A 22823-nucleotide genomic window follows, 5' to 3' on the forward strand; every position below is an offset into this window, starting at 1 on the left:
CCGGGTAAAATGGCGCGGATGTCCGCGAAATCGCGCTCGTCGATCTCCGGCACGGTCCACGGGCCCGTCACCCAGATCGGCAACGTGCGCGGCGACGTGCACATCAGCACGTCACCAGGGGTGTCCTGGCCCGTGCACGTGGGCGTCGTCCCACGTCAGTCCGACTGCTACCAGGACCGCCCCACGACCCGTCTGACCGGCCTCGCGGTGCTGCGCGGTATGGGAGGCGTCGGCAAGGTGCTCGGTCCGCAACGCTCTCCAGCCGCAACGACCTCGCGAGCCTGCGCAGGACCGCAGGCGATCCCCTCGGCTCCGTTCGAGAACTGGAAGAACTCTTGACCGATCAGCGGGCGGCGCTCGGCGCCGACCACCCCGACACCCAGACCTCTCGGAACAGCCTGGCGGAAAGCCTCCTGGACGCGGGCGATCCGGCCGGTGCCGTCCGCGAGTTCGAACGGCTCGCCGAGGACCAGGGCCGCCGGTACGGCGTACGGCACCCGGAAACGCTGACAACGCGGACCAACCTGGCCAGGACCAGGGCTCACGCGGGCGATTTCAAGCGAGCGATCACGGAGTTCAGGGCGCTCGTCGAGGACTACACCGACGTCGCGGGTGCGGACCACCCCCAGACCCTCGACGCGCGGCTGAACCTGGCGAGGATGCTCGGCGCCGCATCGCAGTTCGCGAAGGCCATCCGCGCCTGCGAGCCGCTGCTGCGCGACCAGGTCCGCGTGCTGGGCCCTGAGCACGCCGACACGGTGGAGACCTGGCAGCTGCTGGCCAACCTGCGCTACCGGACGGGCGACGTCGAAGGGGCGATCGAGGAGCAGGAACAGTTGCTGGCGGCACTGTCGCGCACCCTCATGCCCACCCACGACCGGATCACCAAGCTGAAGCGCGACATCGCGTTCTTGAAGAGATCCACCTGAGGTACGCCTCACACGACCGGGCCGCCACCCAGATTCGGGCTTGCAGGGCTGGTGAGGGTGGGGGACTCTTCTACAGTGAGTGAGGAAACGATCCAACTCGATCTCAACGAAACCGGGGTGGCCGTCGACCTGCCCTTGCCGACGAACAACCGGGACGGCGTCCAGGGTGTTCCGTACCGGCCGGTCGAATTCCGTGACGATGACCTGCCCACCGCACTCGAGCGCGCGGCCGCGTGGTTGCGGCAGACGCAAGAGTGGCTGGGCGAGCCCGTGGACGTCATCGCAGTTCATCTCGACTACGACGACACCCATGGCAACCCGTACTACGACCTCAAGCTGCTGTGCAACGACGAGGACCTCGCGGGCGTGCCGAAGGTCATGCGAGAACACGAAGGGGCCGCTACCGGTCAGTAGCTTTTCCGGCTACCGTTCGGAAGCATGTCGGATCGCGTATATCCCCCGGTGATCGCCGCAGCCAAGCTCATGTTCAAGCTGCTGGACCTGCAGATCACCGTCGAAGGGGCGCACCACGTCCCGCGTACCGGAGGAGCGGTGCTGGCGTCCAACCACGTCAGCTACCTCGACTTCATCTTCGCGGGCTACGGCGCGCGTCCTTCGGGGCGCCTCACGCGGTTCATGGCGAAGCACGAGATCTTCGCCAACAAGATCGCAGGCCCGCTCATGCGCGGCATGCACCACATCCCCGTCGACCGGAGCGCGGGCCAGGCCTCCTTCCAGCAGGCCCTGTCCGCGCTCCGCACCGGCGAGGTCGTCGGGATCTTCCCCGAGGCCACCATCAGCCGGTCGTTCACGGTCAAGGACATCAAGTCCGGCGCCAACCGCCTGGCGCACGAGGCCGGAGTGCCGCTCGTCCCGATGGCGCTGTGGGGCACCCAGCGCCTGTGGACCAAGGGCCGGCCCAAGAACCTGACGCAACGGCACGTGCCGATCAAGATCCTCATCGGCGAGCCGTTCGAGCCCTCCCCCGGCGACTCCGGTGACGCGTTGCTGCGCAAGCGCATGCAGGACCTGCTGGACGTCGCGCAGGCGAGCTACCCCGTCGAGCCGGGCGCGTGGTGGGCGCCGGCACACCTGGGCGGCGGCGCACCGACGCCGGAAGAGGCGGCGCGACTCGACGCCAGCGGGCGCTGACCTGCGGATACAAGGTTTTCACAAGCCTCGTCGGGCAGAGTGGTCTCTGCGCACCCGAAGAGGTGAGGCTGAACTGGGGGACTTCACCTCTTCTGGCGCAAGGGCTGCGTCTGCCCGGTGATATGGGGGACCTCCCTCCCCTGAGAGGAAGGTCACCGAGCCAGACGCGGCCCGACGTGAGAGGCCGCGGCCGGGGTTGGTCTTAGCCCCCCAGGCACCGCTCCGGCCGCCCTCTTCACGCCTCGGCTTCCGCCGCCTCCGCAGCTTCCGGCACAGCAGCCTCAACGGGCTTGGCAGGCTCGTCGCCACGCGTGCGCAGCCGCTGCGAGATCACCTGCGAGATGCCGTCACCGCGCATCGAAACGCCGTAGAGGGCGTCCGCGATCTCCATGGTCGGCTTCTGGTGCGTGATGATCAGCAACTGCGATCGTTCCCGCAGCTGTTCGAACAGGCTGATCAGCCGGTGCAGGTTCGTGTCGTCCAGCGCCGCCTCGACCTCGTCCATCACGTAGAACGGCGAGGGGCGGGCACGGAAGATCGCGACCAGCATCGCGACCGCGGCCAGCGACTTCTCGCCACCGGACAGCAGCGACAGGCGCTTGACCTTCTTGCCGGGCGGGCGGGCCTCCAGCTCGATGCCGGTGGTCAGCATGTCCTCGGGCTCGGTCAGCACCAGGCGGCCCTCGCCGCCGGGGAACAGGACCTTGAAGACGATCTCGAACTCGCGCGCCACGTCCTCGTAGGCCGACGTGAAGACCTCCAGGATCTTGTCGTCGACCTCCTTCACGACCGTGAGCAGGTCACGGCGGGTGTCCTTGATGTCCTCCAGCTGCGTCGAGAGGAACTTGTAGCGCTCCTCGAGCGCGGCGAACTCCTCCAGCGCGAGCGGGTTGACCTTGCCGAGCAGCGACAGGTCGCGCTCGGCACGCTTGGCGCGGCGGGCCTGGGTGTCGCGGTCGTACGGCATCGGCTGCGGCTCGGAGACCTGCTCACCGCGTTCCTTCGCGGCCTGGTACTCGGCCATCTCGCCGGCTGACGGCGGCACAGGCTGGTCAGGGCCGTACTCGGCGATGAGGTCGTCGAGGCCGATACCGAAGTCCTCGGCGATCTTGGTCTCGAGCTGTTCGATGCGCAGGCGCTGCTCGGCGCGCAGGACCTCGTCGCGGTGCACGGCGTCGACGAGCTTCTCCAGCTCGCCGGACATCTCGCGCACCAGGTTGCGCACCTGGGTCAGCAGCAGCTCGTGCTGCGTGCGGCGTTCCTGGGCCTGGTCGCGCTCACGGGCGGCGCGGGCCAGCGAAATTTCGATGCGTTCCAGCGCCTGCTCGCCACCACGGACCACGGCCTTCGCGACCTGGGCACCGCGCGCACGGTGCTGCGTGGCGCGGGCGTGGCGTTCGCGGGCCTCACGCTCGGCGCGCGCGGCACGGCGCAGACCGTCCGCTTTACCCTGCAACGCCCGTGCGCGCTCCTCGGCGGTGCGCTGCACCAGGCGGGCGTCCATCTCGGCCTGGCGGGCCTGGGCGAGCTCAGCGGCCAGCGCGTCGCGCTGGTCGGTGTCCGGCTCGTCGTCGAGGGTCTGCTCCTCCTCGGCCATCAGCAGCCGCTCTTCGAGCTCGCCCAGCTTCAGCAGGGCTTCCTCCCGCGACCGCTCGACCTTCGAGCGCTGCTCGGCGATGCGGTTGACCTCGGCCTCCGCCGACCGCACCGCCGCGGCCATCCGGTTCAGCCGCTCGCCGGAGCGCGCCTGGCGAACCTTGGCCTCCTGCATGGCCTCCTTGACCGCGTCGAGCACCTTGCGGCGGGCCTGCTGCTCGGCGCGGGCGCCTTCCAGCGCCGCCGAAGCGTGCTCCAGTGCGCGTTCCGCCGTCGCCAGCTGCTCCTGGGCCTCGTCGACGGCCGCCTGCACCTCGATGACGCTCTGGCCCTGGCCGCCGGAACCACCGACCGCCCAGTCCGTGCCGAAGAGGTCGCCGTCTCGGGTCACGGCGCGGACGTTCAGCCGGGCCGCGGTGTCCAGATCCTCGACGACCGCAAGGCGATCCAGCGCGCGGGTCAGTGCCGGACGCAACGCCTCGGGCGCGTGCACGACGTCGACGGCCCACCGCGCGCCGTGCGGGAGATGACCCCACTGCGACGTGTCCACAGTGGACCCGTGGGAGCCGATCAGCACACCCGCGCGACCGGCGTCCTTCTCCTTCAACAGCTTCAGGGCATGCAACGCGCCTTCACCGGACGACACCGCGACGGCGTCCGCGATGGGGCCGAGCGCGGCGGCCATCGCCACCTCGTAGCCCGGTTCGACGGTCAACAGCGCCGCGACCGACCCCAGCAGGCCCGGCACGTCGGACGCGAGCAGCGCGCCGGCACCGTCCTTGCGGGTCAGGCCGAGCGAAAGCGCGTCGACACGGGCACGCCACGACGCGATGTCGCGTTCCGCGGTGCGTTCGGCCTTCACCAGCTCCTCGACGCGCTGCCTCGCCGCGTCGTCGGCCTGCACGGCCTGGCGGTGGCGCTCGTCGAGGTCGTGGTCGTCCTCGTCCTCGGTGCCGGTGATCTCGCGTGCCTCGGCCAGTTCCATCGACGCGAACTCGACGCGCTCGGTGGCCTCGGAGAGCGTGACGGAGAGGCGCTCGATCTCCTCGGCGGTGGCGTTCGTCTTGCTGCGCAACGCTTCCACCTGACCGGAGAGCCGCGCGAGGCCCTCCCGGCGGTCGGCGATCGCGCGGACGGCGGCCATGTGCGCCTTCTCCGCCTGGGAGACCATGCGCTCCAGCTCCGACCGCGTCTCGACGGCCTCGGCCAGCGCGATGCGCGCCTCGGTCACGCCCTCCTGGAGCTCCAGCTCCATCGCGGCGGTCTCCTCGGCCTCGCGCTCGAGGTCGTCGGGATCGCGGCCGCGCGACGGCGCGTCCAGCTCGGCGGACAGGTGCCGCGCTCGTTCCGCGGCGAGGCGCACGGTGCCGCGAAGACGCTCCTCCAGAGCGGACAGCCGGTACCAGGTGTCCTGCGCGGCCTGCAGCTTCGGCGTGTCGGCGGCGACGCGCTCCTCCAGCTCGTTCTGCTGGTACTGCGCGGCCTGCAACGACTTCTCGACCTCGGCGCGGCGCTCGCGGGCCTTCGCCTCGTCGTGTTCCTCCTGCGCGATGGCTTCCCGCTGCGTGACGAGGTCGTCGGCGAGCAGGCGGAGCTTGCTGTCCCGCAGCTCGGACTGCACGACCTGGGCGCGGCGGGCGATCTCGGCCTGCTTGCCCAGCGGCTTGAGCTGACGGCGGAGCTCAGCGGTGAGGTCGGTGAGGCGCGTCAGGTTCGCCTGCATCGCCTCCAGCTTGCGCAGCGCCTTTTCCTTGCGCTTGCGGTGCTTGAGGACACCGGCGGCCTCTTCGACGAACGCGCGCCGTTCCTCCGGTTTGGACTCGAGGATCGCGGCGAGCTGGCCCTGACCGACGATCACGTGCATCTCGCGGCCGATGCCGGAGTCCGAGAGCAGTTCCTGGATGTCCATCAGGCGGCACGAGTTGCCGTTGATCTCGTACTCGGTGGCGCCCTCGCGGAACATGCGGCGCGTGATCGACACCTCGGTGTACTCGATCGGCAGGACGCCGTCGGAGTTGTCGATCGTGAGCGTCACCTCGGCGCGGCCGAGCGGCGCGCGGCCGGACGTGCCGGCGAAGATGACGTCCTCCATCTTGCCGCCGCGCAGGTCCTTGGCACCCTGCGTGCCCATCACCCAGCGCAGCGCGTCGAGCACGTTGGACTTGCCGGACCCGTTGGGGCCGACCACACAGGTGATGCCGGGCTCGAAGCGCAGCGTGGTAGCCGAGGCGAAGGACTTGAAGCCCTTCAGCGTCAGGCTCTTGAGATGCACGCGGGGCAGAGTACCCAAACGCTTGCGGGTGATGCGGGACGCGGGCCGTGGCCTGCGTTTCTATGGACGGAGAGTAACCAGAGGCCCGCTCTCGTCCGACACTTCCAGGCGATCGATCCGATCGAGCCGGAACGACGTGGAACCGGGAATCCGCTCGTCAGGCGCGTGGTCCGAGCCCCACCAGCCACCGATCTCGCGCTGGCCGTCCCGGTCGAACACCATGACCTTGCAGCGCGCGCCCGGCCTCACGTTGTGGAGCGTGAACCACATCTCGGTGCCCCAGGACTTGGTGACCATGGAGACGCTGGCGTTCACGCCCGTCGCCTGGTCCTGCGCGGCCCACGTCGGCGCAGACGGGGGCTTCAGGAACAACACGCCGCCGGCCAGCGCCAGCACCGCCAGGACGGCCGCGCAGAGGATCAGCACGCGACGGTGGTGGTTCGGTCTGGGCGGGGCGGGGATCTCGTCGAGGTTCTCGACGTCCGCCAGGCTCAGGCGGCCGAGCAGTCCCGGCAGCGGGGCGAGCCGCAGCATCTCGGCCTGGCAGGTGTCGCAGCTGCCGAGGTGCCGTTCGAACGCGGACCGTTCCTTGAGCTCGAGCGATCCGAAGAGGTAGGCGCCGACGTCGACGGTGTGCTGGCAGCTCACGCCTCGGTCACCCCTCTCTCCTCCAGTGCGTCGCGCAGCGCCCGCAGCGCGTAGAAGCAGCGCGACTTGACCGTGCCCGGCGGGATGCCGAGCGTCTTGGCGGCCTCCGCGACGGTGCGGCGGCGGTAGTAGAGCTCGATGACGACCGTCCGGTGCTCAGGCGTGAGCGCCCGCAGCGCCGACGCGATCTGCCACGTCTGCAGCACGTGTTCGACCTCGTCGCCGACCGGCGGCAGATCCACCGGTTCGAGCGGCACCTCGGTCGCACGTGCGTTGCGCCGGCGATATCCGGAGATCACCAGGTTGCGGGCGACCGTGTAGAGCCACGGTGCCGCGTCGTCCGGGTTCAGCTCGTCGTAGTGCCGCCAGGCGCGGAGCAAGGTCTCCTGCACGACGTCCTCCGCCTGCTGGTAGTCGCCGTCGACCAGCCGCAGCACGTAGTGCAGCAGCGGGCCTCTCCAGCGGTCGTACAGCTGGATGAGGACGTCTTCGGCGGAGTCCACGCTCCCTTACTACGCCACTTCTTTCGGAAAGGTTCAGCGCTCGGAGAACCCGGTCAGGTCACCCCTGGCCTCGGACCACTGCTCACCGACAGATTCGACGTGTCCGGGGGTTTCACCCGAACGGAGAGCCTTCAGCAGTTGTTCACACTTCTCGCGCGGACCCTCGGCAACGACCTCGACCCGTCCGTCAGGCCGGTTCGAAGCGCTGCCCACCAGGCCCAGCTCTAGCGCCCTGGCTCGCGTCCACCAGCGAAAACCGACACCCTGAACCCGTCCACGCACCCACGCGTTTAGTCGCACGTCCACCTCCGAATGGTTGCGTAGTCACCCAAGGTGACCGAAGAGGCACTCGGGGCTTATCACCCATTAGTGGTACGGTGCCGACCCGTGAGTGCCCGCAGCCTCTTACTCGGCCTGCTGATCGGCGCAACCGGCGTCGGCGGTCTCGCCGTCACCGGTACCTCCCCTCTCGGCCTCGGGTTCACGCCCGCCGCGCAGCAGGAGAGCACCGACGCAGCGAACCAGTTCGGTACCGGCAGCGCCGCCGCACCCAACAGACAGACGCCGGCCGGCAACCCCGGTGTAGGCGCCCCCGCTGAGTCCGCGCCGTCTCCCGCTCCCACCACTTCTTCGACGACGGCGGCTCCCACTTCCTCTTCTACTTCGTCAGCGGCTCCCACCACCACGACAACGCCTCCCGAAGCACCGAAGCCGCCCGCCCAGCCACCGCAGCCGCCGTCCGGCCAGACACCGGAGCAGGCCGTCCTCAAGCTCGTGAACGACCAGCGCGCCGTGAAGGGCTGCAAAGCCCTCGTCATCGACGACCGCATCACGACCGCAGCGCAGGCGCACAGCACGGACATGGCGAACAAGAACTACTTCTCGCACACGTCGCAGGACGGCAGGACCTTCGACCAGCGCATGAAGGACGCGAGCTACCCGAAGCCCGGCGGCGAGAACATCGCGATGGGCTATCCCACCCCCGCGGCGGTGATGGACGGCTGGATGAAGTCCCAGGGTCACCGGGAAAACATCCTGAACTGTGAATTCGCGACCATGGGCGTCGGCCTCGACACCCGCGGGAACTACTGGACCCAGAACTTCGGCTTCTGACGCTTGAGCAGGGGAAACTTCGTGTACGAGAGCCCGGAACCGGACTCGCGCTCGCGCTTTCGCGGTGCACCTCAGATCATCCTCGCCGCGTCCGGCGTCGTACTGGCGACCGTCTTCGCAGCCGTGGCCTCGCTCGCGGCCGGCTCGGACAGCGCCTCCCAGACCCCGTCCACGCAGCCGCCGCGCAAGGAGGCCGTGCGCGACGCGCTGAGCATCGTGCCGACGTCCGCGCCCACGTCCTCGGTGGAGCCGACCTCGTCGACCTCCTCGGAGACCGCGACGTCGACCACCACGACGACGAAGAAGCCCACGCGCGTCACGACCATCACGCGCCCCGACGGCACCACGACCACCGTGACGACCGAAGAGCCGCCGCCGGTCACCACGACGACCACGAAGCAGGATCCGGTCACGACGACACCGCCGCCGGTCACGACGACGACCACCACGCCGCCGCCGGACCCGACAACAACGACTTCGCCCGCTTAGGGTTACGCCCGTCACCGCCCAGTGACGCAGAGCTACACGAAGGTGTGGCGTAGCTGAGGCTTTGGTGCGTTTCCGCCGATAACTCGAACGCAAGACCATCCGACCGGGTTTCCCACGAGGAGATGGGTGTGTTCGAGGAAGATCATCCGCAGTCACCAACCGAGCCCGCGCCGCAGAAGAAGCGCGTGGGCACGGCCGTCATGCTGGCTGCGGGCGGTGTGGTCGTGGCGACCCTGTTCGCGACCGTCGCGTCCATGCTGGCCGCGAGCGGCCAGGAGGCGAACCCGGAACGCAGGTCCGCGGACGTCGTCGAGACCATCACCAGCGTGGCGCCTGACGGCAGCACCAGCACGGTCGTCGTCACCGTGCCCTCCAGCACCGCCGCCTCGTCGGCCAAGCCGGACCGCAAGCAGGCCGCGCGCCCGAACGAGCAGCCCAAGCCGGACGCTCCGGTGCAGCAACCGCAGGTGACGACCAACCCGGGCGAGCCGTCGCAGCCGCAGAGCAACCCGCCCACGTCGTGGACGGAGCCGACGACGTCTTCCACTTCTTCGACGTCGCAGACGACCGCGCCGCCGTCGTCGTCCGCGAGCTCCAGCTCGGCAGTGCCGGACCCGAAGCCCTAGTTCAGAGCTCGAACCGGTAACCCATCCCGGGTTCGGTCAGCAGGTGCCGGGGCCGCGCGGGCTCCGGCTCCAGCTTGCGCCGCAGCTGCGCGAGGTAAACCCGCAGGTAGTGGGTCTCCTTCTCGTACGCAGGTCCCCACACGTCACGCAACAGCTGCTTCTGCGCGACGAGCTTCCCGGCGTTGCGCGCCAGCACCTCCAGCAGTCCCCATTCGGTGGGCGTGAGGTGCACCTCGACGTCGTCCTTCAACACCCGCTTGGCCGCCAGGTCGACGGTGAACGACGCGGTCTTCACGATCGGCTCGTCCTCGGGCCCCGCGACGGCCGAGCGGCGGACCGCGGCACGCAGGCGGGCCAGGAGCTCGTCCATGCCGAACGGCTTGGTCACGTAGTCGTCGGCGCCGGCGTCGAGGGCGTCGACCTTGTCGGTCGAGCCGCTGCGGGCGGAGAGCACGATGATCGGCAGGGTGGTCCAGCCGCGCAGGCCCGCGATGACGTCGGTGCCGTCCATGTCCGGCAAACCCAGGTCGAGGACGACGACGTCGGGCTTGCCGTCGGCGGCCAGGCGCAGGGCCGTGGCGCCGTCGGGGGCCGTGAGCACCTCGTAGCCGCGGGCCGTGAGGTTGATCCGCAGCGCGCGCACGATCTGCGGTTCGTCGTCGACCACCAGTACCTTCGTCACGAAGCCCTCTCATCGACCGGGAGCGAGATCACCACGGTGAGGCCGCCGCCAGGCGTGTCCTCCATGCTGATCGTGCCTTCCATCGCCTCGGTGAAGCCCTTCGCCACGCTCAGACCGAGACCAACGCCACCCGGCGTGCGGTCGCCGAGGCGCTGGAACGGGGCGAAGACCTGGTCGGCCGTGCCGCGGGGCAGGCCGCGGCCGTGGTCGACGACGCGCAGCTCCACCTCGGAACCGTGTGCCGACGCCCGGAGTGCCACGGCACCGGCGTAGCGCAGCGCGTTGCCCACGACGTTCGCGATGACCCGTTCGAGGAGCCCGACGTCGGCCCGCACGGGAGGCAGCGCCTCCGGGACGTCCACCTCGATGTCGCCGTTCAGGCCGCTCAACGCCCGTGCCACGGCCTCGTAGTAGCCGACGGCGCGGAACTGCGGCTCCACGGCTCCGGTCGCCAGCCGCGAGGAGTCGAGCAGGTTGTCGACGAGGCCGGTGAGCCGGTCCGCGGACTCCTCGACGGCCTCCAGCAGCTCGGCGGTGTCGGACTCGGACAGCTGGAGCTCCGGGTCGCGCAACGAGCCCACGGAGGCCTTGATCGAGGTCAGCGGTGTGCGGAGGTCGTGACCGACAGCGCTCAGGAGCGCCGTGCGCAGCTCGGTCCGAGACGCCTGACGTTGAGCTTCCACAGCTTGCTCGGCCATGCGTTGTTGCCGTAGCGCCAGCAGCGCTTGGCCTGCGGCCGCCTCCAGCACACGGCGGTCGGACGCGGGCAACGACCGGCCGCGCAACGCCAGGTGCACGTCCGGGGTCACCGCGATGTCGACGTCAGCCTCCTCCGGCTCGTCGCACGGGTTCGCGCCAACGCACGCCACGCGCTGCCACTCGCCGTCGGCGCGCTCCAGCAGTGCGACGGAGATCAGGCCGAAGTTCTCCTTCACCTTCTCGAGGAGCCGCACGAGCGGATACGGGTTCGTGAGCACAGTGCGCGCGTACGACGCGAGAAGCGTGGCCTCGGTGCGTGCCCGAGCTGCTTGCGTCGCACGGCGGGCGGCGTAATCCACCACCAACGCGGTGGAGACACCGACGATGATCATCGCGAAGAAGGTGAGCACGTTCTGCTGCGCGTCGATGGTGAACGTGTGGACGGGCTCGGTGAAGAAGAAGTTCAGCAGCAACGCGCTGACCAGCGCGGTAGTGATCGCCGGGCCGAGTCCGCCGACGATGGCGACGACGAGCGTGACCAGCAGGTAGGCGATGACGTTCGTGGAGAAGTTCAGGCTGCCCCGCATCGACGCGCCGGCCGCCGTGACCAGCGCGGGACCCGCGATCGTGAGGAACCAGCCCCACGCGAGCCTGCCCGGCTTGAGCGGACTGCCCGCGAGCCGTGCGCGCCAGCCGCTGGTCGTGGCCGCGTGCGTGACCATGTGCACGTCGATCGCGCCGGACTCCTGCACCACGGTGGAGCCGATACCAGCGGAGAACACGCGCGCGAACCGTGAACGGCGTGATGTGCCGACCACGAGCTGCGTGGCGTTCACACCGCGTGAGAACTCCAGCAAGGCCGTGGGCACGTCATCGCCGACGACGGTGTGGAAGGTGGCGCCGACGTCCTCCGCGAGTTTGCGGTACCTCGTCAGTGCGTGTGGGTCGGCTCCTGCGAGCCCATCACCGCGAAGGACGTGCACGACCAGAAGGTCGCCTCCCGCGCGCGTGGCGATGCGACGAGCGCGCCGGATCAGCGTCTCGCTCTCATCACCGCCGGTGATGGCGACGACGACACGTTCGCGCGTCTCCCATGTGTCGGTGATCTGCTGTTCGGCCCGGTAGCGCAGCAACGCGACGTCGACCTGGTCTGCGACCCACAACAACGCGAGCTCACGGAGTGCGGTGAGGTTGCCGACGCGGAAGTAGTTTCCGAGGGCGGCGTCGATCTTGGTGGCCGCGTAGACGTCGCCGTGGGCGAGCCTGCGGCGCAGTGCTTCCGGCGTGAGGTCGACGAGCTGCATCTGGCCGGCTTTGCGCACGACCTCGTCCGGCACCGTTTCCCGCTGAGGAACGCCGGTTATGCGGTGCACGACGTCGTTGAGCGATTCCAGGTGCTGCACGTTGACGGTGGAGAGCACGTCAATCCCGGCTTCGAGGAGTTCCTCGACGTCCTGCCACCTTTTTGCATTACGGGATCCCGGCGCGTTCGTGTGCGCGAGCTCGTCGACGACCGCGACCTCGGGCGCACGGGCCAGCACGGCGTCGACGTCCATCTCGGTCAGCTCGACACCACGGTGGGTGAAGCGCCTGCGCGGCACGATTTCCAGACCGTCGACCAGTTCAGCGGTCTTGGCACGGCCGTGGGTCTCCACAAATCCGATGACCACATCTGTGCCGCGTTCGCGGCGCCTGTGGGCCTCATCGAGCATCGAGAACGTCTTGCCGACACCGGGAGCGGCTCCGAAGAAGATGCGGAGCTCCCCACGCCTGGGTTTCGCACTCACCGGACCAGTCTGCTCCTGGCCCCGCATGGGCTGTTCGGGGGTACGCACTGCGCCGCCCGGCGACTCACGTGCTCCTTCCCACATCTTTGACCACAGATCTGTCTCGTTGAATCATGCTTCAGCACGGCGCCCGTTCGAGTGAGCCCCACTGCGCTTTTTACGCCGTTTACCAGCACATTTAACTGTGCTGGACGCGCGCCGTGACACCCCGCGTCACCACAACGGCCGAATGGGTTATCGGCAGTTGGCGGATAGCGCGCAGAGCGTGAATGAGGGAAAGTGCCAGGGTTCGTGTCCGAATTCGGACAATCACATGCGCGCGGAGAAACGATGCCCACCACCGTCACCAACCACGAGGCACTTCAACTCGTGGTGGCCGTGCACCGGCTGGTGCGAAGTCTTCGGCAGGCCGCTCCGGCCCGTCGTTTGCAACCCACCCAGTTATTGGTGCTGTCAGAACTGAGCGCCCACGGCCCGATGCGGATCGGCGAGATCGCGGTGCGCGCGCTGTGTTCGCAGCCGACCGCGACAACCGTCGTGACCAGCCTCGAGTCCACCGGCCTCGTACGTCGCGAGCCCGACGCCGCCGACGGCAGAGCGACGATAGTCGTGCTGACCGAAGTCGGTCGCGAGACGATCCTGTCGCTGGCTCACGGCGAGGCCGAGCTATTGAGTGAAAGAATGTCCGAACTTTCGCCGGAAGACAGAGAACTCCTGCGTTCGGCCATGCCGGTATTGCGCCACCTGGCGGAACCGCAGGAAAACAAGTAGGAGCGGGACCCCCCGACGGGTCCCGCTCCTCGCCATTACTTGCTGGGTGACACAGAAGTCGGTGCCACCGAGTTCGAAGGTGCGCTTCCAGAACTCGACGGCGGTGCACTCTCCGTCGATGACGGAGCGACAACGCTCGGTGCCACCGTGTAACAGCTGCCGTTTTCGTAGTCGATCTTCGGCCGCGGATACCGGTTAGCCGGAATCATCGGCTGCGGGTCGTCTCCGTTGCAGCCGTAGTACTGCCGGGGCGCGTTGATGGGATTGCCGTCCTGGTCGTACAACAGCACGTTGGTGAGCAACTTGCCGTTCTCGTCGTACGCGTAGATGTTCTCGTAGCTCTGCATGGCCGGCGGCTGATACACCTGCCGCGACGAGCTGTACGCGAGGTTGTTCGCAGTCACGTCGATCACCTGGAACAGCAGCCCGATCGCCAGCGCGGACGCCGGCAGGCTGAACCACAGCCACCGCCGGTCGACCTTGGCGCGCGGCCCAGCGAACACCGACAGCACGGCGATCCCGGCGATGAACAGGAACCCGAGGATGTCGCGGCTGGCGAGCAACACGGCCCCGAGCCCGAGCAGGCCGGCCCGCGCCAGCCACCACGCGGGCTGCAGCGACTTGAGGTAGGTCAGCGCCCGCTCCCCCGGCGTGCCTTCCTCCGGCGTCAGCCACTGCTGGATCTTGCGAGTCTCCGGCAGGTCCATGATCTCCTGCTGAGCCGGCCCGCGATCGTGCACCAGCGCCAGGCTGAGCACCAGGAGCACCGCCGGCAGCAGGAGGATCGCCGACTGCCGCAGCACCGCCGTCCCCGCCAGCAACGTGACAGCCGTGGCGATCGCCAGCCCCCAAGCCGCCACCCGAGGCCTGGTGACCAGCTGCTTCTTGGTGGTGACCGGCAGCCGTTCGGTCCGCGGCGGGTACCCGGCGGCCTGCCGGAGCTCCTGCGCGTACTGCTCGGGCGATCCCAGCCGCTGCTCGAGGGTCTCGTTCTCCCCCAGTTCGGTGGACAGCTCGGCGACGTGCGCCTCGACGTCCTCCATGATCTCGGCGACCTCGTTGGGCGGCAGGTCGTCGAGGGCCGCACGCATCCCGGCCAGGTAGTACTCGACACCGAGCGCTTGCGTGTTCATGCTGCGACCTCCTCAAGCAGGCCGTCCAGCGTGCTGGCGAACGACCTCCACGTCTCCCTCGACTCAGCCAGGCGCGCCCGCCCGGTCTCGTTGATGCTGTAGTACTTGCGGTGCGGCCCCTCTTCACTCGGCACCACGTACGAGGTCAGCATCCCCGCGTTGTAGAGCCGTCGCAGCGTGCCGTACACCGACGCGTCCCCCACGTCGTTCAATCCCCCGGCGCGCAGTCTGCGCACCACGTCGTACCCGTACCCGTCGTCCTTGCGCAGAACCGCAAGCACGGCCAGATCCAGCACCCCTTTGAGCAGCTGACTGGTGTCCATGACCCCTCCGACCCGCTGTTGCGCCGTGAACACTACTACGCATCGCACAGTACTGTCGAATGCGCTGTCGGTCGGTGTCGCGCCGTGCGGGGTGTGTTCATCTGCTGTCGCTGGTCGCCGTTCCACATCGGGCTGCAAGTGCAGTTCAGCGGACTGTTCGGTGGCTCGAACGTGTTCCTGGACGGCACCGGCGGCCATCTCGGCGGGCGCTATCCGGACCGGCCGCGGCGCCGCCTCGGCCGGTCCGCGGTGGTGATCGGGGTGGTGCACGCCGGCTGTGTGCGGGACTTCGACGACGGCTTGGTGCGGGACGTGCGCGACGGCAGAGGCGGGGTCTGCGAGGAGATCGAGGGCGCCTTCACCAAGGGCAGGACGATCATCCGGCTGCTGAACGGCACTCCGATGTCCACCGCGACGCCCGCCGCGACGGACCTGCCCCGTTCGATCAGGGGGTTCGCCCACCTGCAGGTCCACACCATTCAGGACGGCCACGGCTTCGGCGCGTTGCTCGACGAGGTCGACGCTCCGGCGACCAGCGCCACCCGACCGAGTGAACGTTGTCCGGATTCAGCCGGACGGCCGTCTAGTAGGTGTCACAAAATCATGGTCATCTTCGCCGCGCCAATGAGGAAGCGCGCGAGGGAGCAACGGGAGAAAGCCGCGAATATGCAGGTCAGGACCGCAGTAATGAGAGGACTGAAGCCGTCCAGCCGCAGATCACCGACATGTCCGCCACTCGACGTGGCCTGGCGATGGCGAGCGTGGAACCGGTGACCGCAGCCGCCCCGCACGAACGACCCGGCCGTGTGCCGCACACCGAACGATGAGGCGGTCGGCCACACCGCCCGAACGATGCGGAGGTCGGCTGCACACCCGAACGACGCGCCGTGCTGCAGCACCACCCGAACAGTGCGGCGGTGGGCCGCACTCACGTTCGCGATCACCGATGCTGCCGCACGACCCGAACAGTGCGGCGGGGGCCGCACTCACGTTCGCGATCACCGATGCGGTCGGCCCGCCCACCGTCGAAGCCGCGTTCCGGCAGCACCGGGGCACGCCACCAGGTCGCTGACGAGGTGCAGCCGCAGGTCCGCCCGCAGGTGCAACGCCTGCCGGACGCCCGCCGAGGTCAGAGCCGCGGCCGGGGCTGGCAGCGCGGGCACGAGTACGAGGACCGGTTCATGAACGGCTCGCGCACGATCGCCGCCCCGCACCGCTTGCACGGCCGGTTCTCCTGCCCGTAGGCGTTCAGCGACCGGTCGAAGTACCCGGACTGACCGTTGATGTTGACGTACAGGGCGTCGAAGGACGTGCCGCCCTGCCCGAGCGCCTCGCGCATCACGTCGGTCGCGTGGTCCAGCAGCTCGGCGGCCTTCGCCTTGGTCAGCTTGTCGGTCATGCGGGTGCCGTGCAGCCGGGCACGCCACAGGGCCTCGTCGGCGTAGATGTTGCCGATGCCGGAGACCAGGGTCTGGTCGAGGAGGGCGCGTTTGATCTCCGTGTGACGCAGGCGCAACGCGCGCACGGCAGCATCGCGGGAGAACAGCGGGTCCATCGGGTCGCGGGCGATGTGGGCGACCGAGTCGGGAACGAGGGTGCCGTCGACTTCCACCAGTTCGGCCAGGGCGAGGCCGCCGAAGGTTCGTTGGTCGACAAAGCGCAGTTCCGGGCCGTTGTCAGCGAAGCGGAACCGTACGCGGAGGTGCTTCTCGTCCGGGGCCGTGGAGGGCTGGACGAGCATTTGGCCGCTCATGCCCAGGTGGGCCAGCATGGCGGCTTTGTCAGCCAGTTCTACCCAGAGGTACTTGCCGCGGCGCCTGGCAGCTGCCATTGGCTGGCCTGCCAGGCGCGCGCAGAAGTCCGCAGAGCCCAGGTCGTGCCGGCGGATCGCTCTCGGGTGGAGTACTTCCACCGAAGAGATGATCCGGCCGACGACATGGGCTTCAAGGCCGAGGCGGACCACCTCGACCTCTGGGAGTTCGGGCACGTCAGGCTTCGGACTTGCCCTCGTCGACGGGCTGTGCCTCGATCACGGCAGCCTGCGGCTTGGTGGGCTTGAGCACCCACACGCCGGCACGGCTCGTGTCCCTGACCAGCACAAGTCCCTGGATGCCTCCGTTGCGGGAGGTGTTCACCGGGCCGCGAGCGGAGCGGCTGCGGCGGTTCGTGCGGTACCTGGTCGCATACATTGCGTGTCTCAGTCTTCCTCGGATGGGAGGGTCCCTGGCGTCACCGAGGCGCCGTTCTGTCCGTTTGCGGATGCGGCCGACTCCTGCTCGGCCTTGACCCGCTCCGACAGAACATGATAAGCCGCTTCAGCGGCTTTCTGCTCGGCTTCCTTCTTGGTGCGCCCATCACCCTTGCCGTAGGGCTGGCCACCGACGAGCACCGTGGCGGTGAACTCCTTGCGGTGGTCCGGCCCCTGGTCGTCCACGCGGTACTCCGGGACGCCGAGACTGGCTTGAGCGGTGAGCTCCTGCAGGCTTGTCTTCCAGTCCAGTCCAGCACCGAGAAGCGGAGCTTTGGCCAAGAGTGGATCGAACAGCCGGTGAACGAACGTTCGTGCGGTATCGATACCGAACTGCAGGTACACCGCACCGATGACGGCTTCCAGGCCGTCGGCGAGGATGCTCGCCTTGTCCCTGCCGCCGGTCAGCTCTTCGCCGCGGCCGAGCAGCAGGTGTGCTCCCAAACCGCCTTCTCCCAGGTCACGCGCTACGCCCGCGAGTGCGTGCATGTTCACCACGCTGGCGCGGAGCTTCGCGAGCTGTCCCTCGGGAAGATCGGGGTGAGTGCGGTAGAGGTGGTCGGTGACGACCAACCCGAGCACGGCGTCTCCCAGGAACTCGAGACGCTCGTTCGGCGGCAGACCGCCGTTCTCGTACGCGTAGGACCGGTGGGTGAGTGCAAGCCCGAGCAGCTCGGCGTCCAGGTGGACGCCGAGCGCTTCGGACAAAGTCGCGCGGTCGGCTTGCGGAGCGCGCGGCGGCTTTCCCCCCACTACGTTGCCGAGGAGATCAGGCCGGCTGAGCGACCTGGCGGCCAGCGTACTGACCACAGGCCGGGCAGGCGACGTGCTGCGGCTTCGGCTGGCGGCAAGCCTTGTTGGAGCACGCCACCAGGTGCACGGCAGACGTCTTCCACTGGGAACGGCGCGCACGGGTGTTCGAGCGCGACATCTTCCGCTTCGGGACGGCCACGACTACTTCTCCTCGTTGTTGTCATCGCTGAACCGCTCTTGCAACGCGGCCCAACGAGGGTCGATCGTCTCATGCCCGTGGTCGGGCCCGAGCTCCGCCCACCTGCCGCCACACTCGGAGCAAAGCCCCTTGCAGTCCGGCTCGCAGAGCGGCGCCTGCGGCAGCGCGAGGACGATGGCGTCCCGCACCACAGGTTCGAGGTCGATCAGATCGTTGACGATCCGGCTGACCTCGTCTTCGTCCGTGGTCTCGTCAGTGGTGCTGTCCGGCCACGCGTACAACTCCGTGATCCGGACCTCTACCTCGTCGGCGATCGGCTCGAGGCACCTCGAGCAGTCACCGGTGACCTTGGCATACGCGGTCCCCGACACGAGCACGCCCTCCACGACCGACTCGGTCAGGAGGTCGAGCTCCACCTCTCCGCCATCCGGCACCGCGATCACCCCGAGCAGCCCTACGCCTGCTGCGGGAACCGACCGGACGAAGGGTCGGCTAGACCCGGCGCGACGGCCGAGGTCCCTGGTGTCGATGACCCAGGGTCCTGATGCTGTGGGACGCGTGGACGCGTGACGATGCTCAGTCATGATCAGATTGGTTGCCGGCGGGGACCTACCACGTCCAGCCGGTCCAGGGTACGGGACGACGGGCTCACGCGTGAAATCGGCAGGTGATCGCACCTGTCAGACGTAGCGCGAATCACACGTTCAGTCGTGCCGAACCCCGGCTGGTTCGTCAGGAACCGTAGTCGAACGGTGCGGCAGCCCCTGCGACGGCAGGCCCGCGCAGGTGCGAACGGCCCTTGCCGACCGACCTGAGCGTGTGCGCAAGGAGGTCCTCGAAGTCCGCGAGCTTGCTGTCCACGTACGCGTCGCACTCCGAACGCAGCCGGATGGCCTCGCTCTGCGCCGCGTCGAGCACGCGCGCCGACTCGGCGTGCGCCGCCCGGACGACCTCCTGCTCGTTGACGAGCCTGGCCTGCTCGGCCCGGCCGTCCTCGGTGGCGCGCTCGTAGTTGGCACGGCCCGCCTGGATCATCCGCTCGGCCTCGCTGTGGGCACGACCCACCAGGTCGTCGTACTCCTGCCGGCCGGCGGCGACTGTGCGCTCCGCCTGGTCCTCCGCCTCGGCGATCATCCGCTCGGCACGGGCGCGGGCGTCGGACAGCATCGCCTCCGCCTCGGCCTGGGCCTCCGCGAGAATCCGCTCGGCGTCCGCTCGCGCCTTCGACACACCGGCCTCGGCCTCGTGCTTGGCCTTGCCGACGACCTCGTCGCGGTGGTCCAGCACGTCCTGCGCGTCGTCGAGCTCCGCGGGAATCGCGTCACGCACGTCGTCGAGCAGTTCGAGCACATCCCCGCGCGGCACGACGCAGCCCGAGGTCATCGGTACTCCGCGCGCTTCCTCGACGATCGTGACGAGCTCGTCGAGTGCCTCGAACACCCGGTACACGTCTCACTCCCTAACCCACCTGTTGCTCCCACTCACAAGTGTGCCCTGCGGATCTCCCCGAAAGAGGGAGATCGGCAGGGCGTGTCAGGATTTGGCGTGACCATCACGATCAGGCGGGCGACCGCCGCCGATGTCGACCCGATCGTGGCGATGCTGGCGGACGATCCGCTGGGCGCCACGCGCGAGAAGCCGGGCGATCCGGCGTATCTCAAGGCCTTCGAGGTGATCGACGCCGACCCGCACCAGTTCCTCGCGGTGGCCGACGCCGGCGGTGAGGTCGTCGGCACGCTCCAGCTCACGTTCACGTCCGGTCTGTCGCGCCTGGGCATGACCCGCGCGACCGTCGAGGCCGTCCGGGTGCGTTCCGACCAGCGCGGCAGCGGCCTCGGCGAACGCCTGGTGAGGTGGGCGATCGACGAGGCGCGCGCACGCGGCTGTGGTCTGGTGCAGCTGACGACGGACGCGTCACGCGTGGACGCACACCGGTTCTACGAGCGGCTCGGGTTCACCGCGTCCCACGTGGGAATGAAGCTGTCGCTCTAGCGGGTTTCGGCGAGGCGCTGCTGCAGCCGCTGCTCGACGATCGCGGGCAGCAGCGTGGACACGTCGCCGCCGTACGTCGCCACTTCCTTGACCAGCGAGGACGCCAGGAACGAGTACTGCGGGCTGGCCTGCATGAACAGCGTGTCGACACCCGTGAGCTGGTGGTTCATCTGCGCCATCTGCAGCTCGTAGTCGTAGTCGCTGACCGCGCGCAGGCCCTTCACGATGGCCTTGATGTCGTTCTCGCGGCAGTAGTCGACCAGGAGGCCGTGCCAGGCGTCGACGCGCACGTTGTCCCACTGCTTGGTGACTTCGCGGAGCATGTCCTGGCGCTCTTCAACGCTGAACAAGGTGCGCTTGTTCTTGTTGATGAGCACGGCGACGACGACCTCGTCGAAGAGGTGCGCGGCTCTCCCGATGATGTCCAGGTGGCCGTTCGTTACCGGGTCGTAGGAGCCGGGGTACACGGCACGCGTCATGAGGCGGACGTTAGCACCCGATCGGACGCCTCCAGGCGTGTCCGTGGTTCTCATCACCCATCAGCACGTAGCCGCCCCCAGTAGACCGCGGTGTCGCCGTACCGCTTGGCGCGCAAGGGTTCTACTCCGTCCGGCCACCCTGGTTCGGCGCTCTTCGAACCACGCTCCACGATGAGCACCGCGTCCTCGGCGAGCCGACCGGCGAGCCCGTGCAGGACCTTGGTGAGCTCCTCGTCCGTCACCGCGTACGGCGGGTCGGCGAACACGACGTCGAACTTCTCGCCCTCGGCCGTGACGTACGCCTCGGCGCTGCGGTTCGCGATCGTGGTGTTGCCGAAGCCGAGGTCCTTGGCGTTGGCCTTGAGCACGTCGGCCGCCCGCCGGTCCGACTCCACGAAGGTCGCGTGCCCGGCACCGCGGGACAGGGCCTCGAAGCCGAGCGCGCCCGACCCCGCGTACAGGTCCAGCACGTTCGCTCCGTCGAGGTCCATCATCGACTCCAGCGAGCTGAAGAGGGCCTCACGCACCCGCTCGGACGTGGGCCTGGTGCCCTTGGGCGGCACCTTGAGCCTGCGGCCTCCCGCGGTCCCGGCAACGATTCGTGTCACCTGCTCATCGTCCCAGGTGGGCTCCGCCGTTCACCGCCAGCACCTGCCCGGTGATGTGGCCCGCGTGCTCCGAGGCGAGGAACGCCACGAGCGCCGCCACGTCCTGCGGCGTGCCCGCGCGGCCGTTCTTGGTCTGCCCGATGAGCGTGTTCAACCGCTCCTCGGTCATCGAGTCGCCGAAGAACTCCGTGTCGACGATCAGTCCCGGCGAGACGACGTTGGCGGTGATTCCGCGCGGGCCGAGCTCGCCCGCGAGGTCCGCGGTCCACGCCTCGATCGCGGCCTTCGAGGCGCCGTAGCTGCCGCCGCCCCTGCGACCCGCGATGGAGCCGATGTTGATCACGCGGCCGTTGTCGGCGAGCCTCGGCGCGAGTGCCTCGGTGACGAGCACCGCGCTGACGACGTTGGCCTCGTAGTTGGCGAGCCACCGCGACTTGGTGTCGGCGTGGCTGATGACGCCGCCCGCGTTGTTGACCAGAACGTCCACCTTGGACGGAAGGCTGCCGAGCGCCTCGCTGACCGCGTCCGGGTCGGTGGCGTCGAACGCGGCGTGGCGGACATCCGGAACCTCGGCGAGCACTTCCGCGCGGCGGCCGGTGATCGTGACGTCCAGACCCTGTCCGGCAAGTGCGAGGGCGATGGCCCGGCCGATGCCGGTGCCACCGCCCGTGACTACTGCAGTGCGCATGTTCTCCCCAACGAAAGTCATCAGGAGAGAGCCTGCCACCACCCGTCAACCTCATTTGGCGCGTCGACGTCGACCCGCTCCCCCGGCCGCGGCACGGCGAGCTTCAGGCCGCGCGCCTTGGCTTCCCGCCACACGCGGTCGACCGGCTCGGTCCAGGAGTGCAGCGCGAGGTTGAACGTGGCCCAGTGCACCGGGATCAGCAGGCCGCCGCCGAGATCCTCGAACGCCTGCACCCCTTCCTCCGGCGTCATGTGGATGTCCGGCCAGGCGTCGTTGTACGCGCCGACCTGCATGAGCACCGCGTCGAACGGGCCGTGTGCCTCGCCGATCGTCTTGTAGCCGGGGAAGTACCCCGTGTCGCCGCTGTAGAACACCGAGCGAGACCCGCGAGCGATCACCCAGGACGCCCACAGCGTGACGTTTCGCTGCACGGAGCGGCCCGAGAAGTGTTGTGCCGCGGTGCAGGTGAGCGTGAAGCCGTCGACGGAGAACGACTCGTCCCAGTCCAGCTCGACGATCCGCTCCTCCGGAACGTCCCACCGCCGCAGGTGCGCGCCGAGGCCCAGCGGCACCACGAACACCGCGGACGAACCCGTGACCAGCGCCTGCACGGTTTCCATGTCGAGGTGGTCGTAGTGGTCGTGCGACACCACCACCGCGCTCAAGGCGGGCAAATCCGACAACTGGTGCGGAACCGGATGCAGACGGCGGGGGCCGAGGTGCGCGGAAGGCGAGACGCGGTCGCTCCACACGGGATCGACCAGCACCGCGGCGCCGTCGATCTCGATCAGCGCGGAAGCGTGGCCGTACCAGGTGATGTGCAGGCCAGAGGTCACCGGCGCGGCGGGACCGACGAGGGGCACGGCGGCGGACGGCTTGCGGTCCTCGCCGCCGAAGATGAAGTCGCGCAAGGAGAAGGAGTCGCGGTCCGGGACCGTGCTGACCACCTTGTCGTTGTGGAACTTGCCGTCGCGGTAGCGCGGTGAGCGCGCCATCCGAGCCGGATCCGGCTTGCCGCCCAGCTGCTTCGGCACGTCCCGCAACGCCCACGCCACGCCCGCCAGTCCGAGCAGGCCGGCCAACGCCTTCTTCATGTCACAACCCTTCCCCTGACCCCGTGCCCGGTGCAACGC

28 protein-coding genes are annotated in these 22823 nt (G+C 68.9%); 9 read left to right on the forward strand and 19 right to left on the reverse strand.

Annotated features, from left to right (window positions below; translation table 11 throughout):
* Window positions 1-18 precede the first annotated feature (18 nt).
* From C8D87_RS46380 to C8D87_RS34845, 4 genes are all read left to right on the forward strand, one after another.
* Complete coding sequence (locus tag C8D87_RS46380) at window positions 19-339, forward strand: hypothetical protein (RefSeq protein WP_170166696.1); 321 nt, start codon at window positions 19-21, stop codon at window positions 337-339.
* Window positions 282-929 (forward strand): tetratricopeptide repeat protein, encoded by a 648-nt coding sequence (locus C8D87_RS34835; protein ID WP_411711523.1) that lies wholly within the window; start codon window positions 282-284, stop codon window positions 927-929. The genes C8D87_RS46380 and C8D87_RS34835 overlap by 58 nt, the downstream gene beginning before the upstream one ends.
* A 75-nt stretch (window positions 930-1004) precedes the next feature.
* Window positions 1005-1343: a hypothetical protein gene (locus C8D87_RS34840; RefSeq protein ID WP_109634128.1), complete on the forward strand. Its 339-nt coding sequence runs from the start codon at window positions 1005-1007 to the stop codon at window positions 1341-1343.
* A gap of 24 nt (window positions 1344-1367) precedes the next feature.
* On the forward strand, window positions 1368-2081 hold the full coding sequence (locus tag C8D87_RS34845; RefSeq protein WP_112229977.1) for a lysophospholipid acyltransferase family protein: 714 nt from the start codon (window positions 1368-1370) through the stop codon (window positions 2079-2081).
* Between the two features lie 235 nt (window positions 2082-2316).
* Here the strand turns inward: C8D87_RS34845 and smc are convergent, their stop codons facing one another.
* From smc to C8D87_RS34865, 4 genes are read right to left on the reverse strand one after another with little or no spacing between them, the layout of a single operon-like run.
* Window positions 2317-5949 (reverse strand): chromosome segregation protein SMC, encoded by a 3633-nt coding sequence (gene smc / locus C8D87_RS34850; RefSeq protein ID WP_112229979.1) that lies wholly within the window; start codon window positions 5947-5949, stop codon window positions 2317-2319.
* A 60-nt stretch (window positions 5950-6009) separates the two neighbouring features.
* On the reverse strand, window positions 6010-6597 hold the full coding sequence (locus C8D87_RS34855) for an anti-sigma factor family protein (protein ID WP_112229981.1): 588 nt from the start codon (window positions 6595-6597) through the stop codon (window positions 6010-6012).
* Window positions 6594-7100, reverse strand: coding sequence for a sigma-70 family RNA polymerase sigma factor (locus C8D87_RS34860; RefSeq protein WP_109634138.1), 507 nt, complete (start codon window positions 7098-7100; stop codon window positions 6594-6596). The genes C8D87_RS34855 and C8D87_RS34860 overlap by 4 nt, the downstream gene beginning before the upstream one ends.
* A gap of 33 nt (window positions 7101-7133) precedes the next feature.
* A complete protein-coding gene (locus C8D87_RS34865) occupies window positions 7134-7406 on the reverse strand; it encodes an acylphosphatase (protein WP_109634140.1) in 273 nt (90 codons plus the stop codon).
* Between the two features lie 81 nt (window positions 7407-7487).
* On the opposite strand from C8D87_RS34865, the gene C8D87_RS34870 reads away from it, so the two are divergent.
* Entirely contained in the window at window positions 7488-8213 is a 726-nt protein-coding gene (locus C8D87_RS34870) for a CAP domain-containing protein (RefSeq protein ID WP_112229983.1), read from the forward strand.
* Window positions 8214-8284: 71 nt separating this feature from the next.
* Here C8D87_RS34870 and C8D87_RS34875 read toward each other — a convergent pair whose 3' ends face one another.
* Window positions 8285-8662: a hypothetical protein gene (locus C8D87_RS34875; protein WP_112229985.1), complete on the reverse strand. Its 378-nt coding sequence runs from the start codon at window positions 8660-8662 to the stop codon at window positions 8285-8287.
* Window positions 8663-8830: 168 nt separating this feature from the next.
* On the opposite strand from C8D87_RS34875, the gene C8D87_RS34880 reads away from it, so the two are divergent.
* Entirely contained in the window at window positions 8831-9328 is a 498-nt protein-coding gene (locus C8D87_RS34880) for a hypothetical protein (protein WP_146231453.1), read from the forward strand.
* Window position 9329: 1 nt separating this feature from the next.
* Here the strand turns inward: C8D87_RS34880 and C8D87_RS34885 are convergent, their stop codons facing one another.
* Entirely contained in the window at window positions 9330-10010 is a 681-nt protein-coding gene (locus tag C8D87_RS34885) for a response regulator (protein ID WP_112229987.1), read from the reverse strand.
* Window positions 10007-12523, reverse strand: a complete 2517-nt coding sequence (locus C8D87_RS34890) for a DUF4118 domain-containing protein (protein ID WP_112229989.1) — start codon at window positions 12521-12523, stop codon at window positions 10007-10009. The genes C8D87_RS34885 and C8D87_RS34890 overlap by 4 nt, the downstream gene beginning before the upstream one ends.
* Before the next feature lie 303 nt (window positions 12524-12826).
* On the opposite strand from C8D87_RS34890, the gene C8D87_RS34895 reads away from it, so the two are divergent.
* Window positions 12827-13267: a MarR family winged helix-turn-helix transcriptional regulator gene (locus C8D87_RS34895; RefSeq protein WP_109634153.1), complete on the forward strand. Its 441-nt coding sequence runs from the start codon at window positions 12827-12829 to the stop codon at window positions 13265-13267.
* A 35-nt stretch (window positions 13268-13302) separates the two neighbouring features.
* Here C8D87_RS34895 and C8D87_RS34900 read toward each other — a convergent pair whose 3' ends face one another.
* Both C8D87_RS34900 and C8D87_RS34905 read right to left on the reverse strand, forming a co-directional pair.
* Window positions 13303-14400: an HAAS signaling domain-containing protein gene (locus tag C8D87_RS34900; protein ID WP_112229991.1), complete on the reverse strand. Its 1098-nt coding sequence runs from the start codon at window positions 14398-14400 to the stop codon at window positions 13303-13305.
* The gene (locus C8D87_RS34905) at window positions 14397-14723 is read right to left on the reverse strand and encodes a PadR family transcriptional regulator (protein ID WP_089954763.1); all 327 of its coding nucleotides are present in this window, start codon (window positions 14721-14723) and stop codon (window positions 14397-14399) included. Before C8D87_RS34905 ends, C8D87_RS34900 begins: the two co-directional genes overlap by 4 nt.
* 93 nt (window positions 14724-14816) lie before the next feature.
* Here C8D87_RS34905 and C8D87_RS45395 point away from each other — a divergent pair, with 93 nt between their 5' ends.
* Window positions 14817-15497 (forward strand): hypothetical protein, encoded by a 681-nt coding sequence (locus C8D87_RS45395; protein WP_146771956.1) that lies wholly within the window; start codon window positions 14817-14819, stop codon window positions 15495-15497.
* A 355-nt stretch (window positions 15498-15852) separates the two neighbouring features.
* On the opposite strand, the gene mutM is transcribed toward C8D87_RS45395, so the two are convergent.
* The 6 genes from mutM to C8D87_RS34945 form a co-directional block, all read right to left on the reverse strand.
* Entirely contained in the window at window positions 15853-16710 is an 858-nt protein-coding gene (mutM, locus tag C8D87_RS34920; protein WP_112229997.1) for a bifunctional DNA-formamidopyrimidine glycosylase/DNA-(apurinic or apyrimidinic site) lyase, read from the reverse strand.
* A gap of 1 nt (window position 16711) precedes the next feature.
* The gene (locus tag C8D87_RS34925; RefSeq protein WP_109634163.1) at window positions 16712-16912 is read right to left on the reverse strand and encodes a hypothetical protein; all 201 of its coding nucleotides are present in this window, start codon (window positions 16910-16912) and stop codon (window positions 16712-16714) included.
* An 8-nt stretch (window positions 16913-16920) separates the two neighbouring features.
* A complete protein-coding gene (gene rnc / locus C8D87_RS34930) occupies window positions 16921-17724 on the reverse strand; it encodes a ribonuclease III (RefSeq protein ID WP_109634165.1) in 804 nt (267 codons plus the stop codon).
* A 16-nt stretch (window positions 17725-17740) separates the two neighbouring features.
* Window positions 17741-17923, reverse strand: coding sequence for a 50S ribosomal protein L32 (rpmF, locus tag C8D87_RS34935; RefSeq protein ID WP_030467958.1), 183 nt, complete (start codon window positions 17921-17923; stop codon window positions 17741-17743).
* Window positions 17924-17925: 2 nt separating this feature from the next.
* Window positions 17926-18507, reverse strand: coding sequence for a YceD family protein (locus C8D87_RS34940; protein ID WP_109634167.1), 582 nt, complete (start codon window positions 18505-18507; stop codon window positions 17926-17928).
* A 148-nt stretch (window positions 18508-18655) separates the two neighbouring features.
* Window positions 18656-19372: a DivIVA domain-containing protein gene (locus tag C8D87_RS34945; RefSeq protein ID WP_109634170.1), complete on the reverse strand. Its 717-nt coding sequence runs from the start codon at window positions 19370-19372 to the stop codon at window positions 18656-18658.
* A gap of 102 nt (window positions 19373-19474) precedes the next feature.
* Between C8D87_RS34945 and C8D87_RS34950 the strand changes: the two genes are divergently transcribed.
* Window positions 19475-19915 carry a GNAT family N-acetyltransferase gene (locus tag C8D87_RS34950; protein ID WP_325049745.1) on the forward strand — a complete coding sequence of 147 codons (441 nt, stop codon included), beginning with the start codon at window positions 19475-19477 and terminating at the stop codon, window positions 19913-19915.
* Here C8D87_RS34950 and coaD read toward each other — a convergent pair.
* The 4 genes from coaD to C8D87_RS34970 are packed head-to-tail and all read right to left on the reverse strand — an operon-like array spanning window position 19912 to window position 22784.
* Entirely contained in the window at window positions 19912-20394 is a 483-nt protein-coding gene (gene coaD, locus C8D87_RS34955) for a pantetheine-phosphate adenylyltransferase (RefSeq protein WP_109634172.1), read from the reverse strand. The genes C8D87_RS34950 and coaD overlap by 4 nt on opposite strands.
* 53 nt (window positions 20395-20447) lie before the next feature.
* Window positions 20448-21002 (reverse strand): 16S rRNA (guanine(966)-N(2))-methyltransferase RsmD, encoded by a 555-nt coding sequence (gene rsmD / locus C8D87_RS34960; RefSeq protein WP_109634175.1) that lies wholly within the window; start codon window positions 21000-21002, stop codon window positions 20448-20450.
* A 4-nt stretch (window positions 21003-21006) separates the two neighbouring features.
* Window positions 21007-21690 carry an SDR family NAD(P)-dependent oxidoreductase gene (locus C8D87_RS34965; protein ID WP_109635219.1) on the reverse strand — a complete coding sequence of 228 codons (684 nt, stop codon included), beginning with the start codon at window positions 21688-21690 and terminating at the stop codon, window positions 21007-21009.
* 20 nt (window positions 21691-21710) lie between these two features.
* Complete coding sequence (locus C8D87_RS34970; protein ID WP_112229999.1) at window positions 21711-22784, reverse strand: MBL fold metallo-hydrolase; 1074 nt, start codon at window positions 22782-22784, stop codon at window positions 21711-21713.
* Window positions 22785-22823: the final 39 nt, after the last annotated feature.

The sequence above is a fragment of the Lentzea atacamensis genome, assembly GCF_003269295.1.
GTDB classification, from domain to species: domain Bacteria; phylum Actinomycetota; class Actinomycetes; order Mycobacteriales; family Pseudonocardiaceae; genus Lentzea; species Lentzea atacamensis.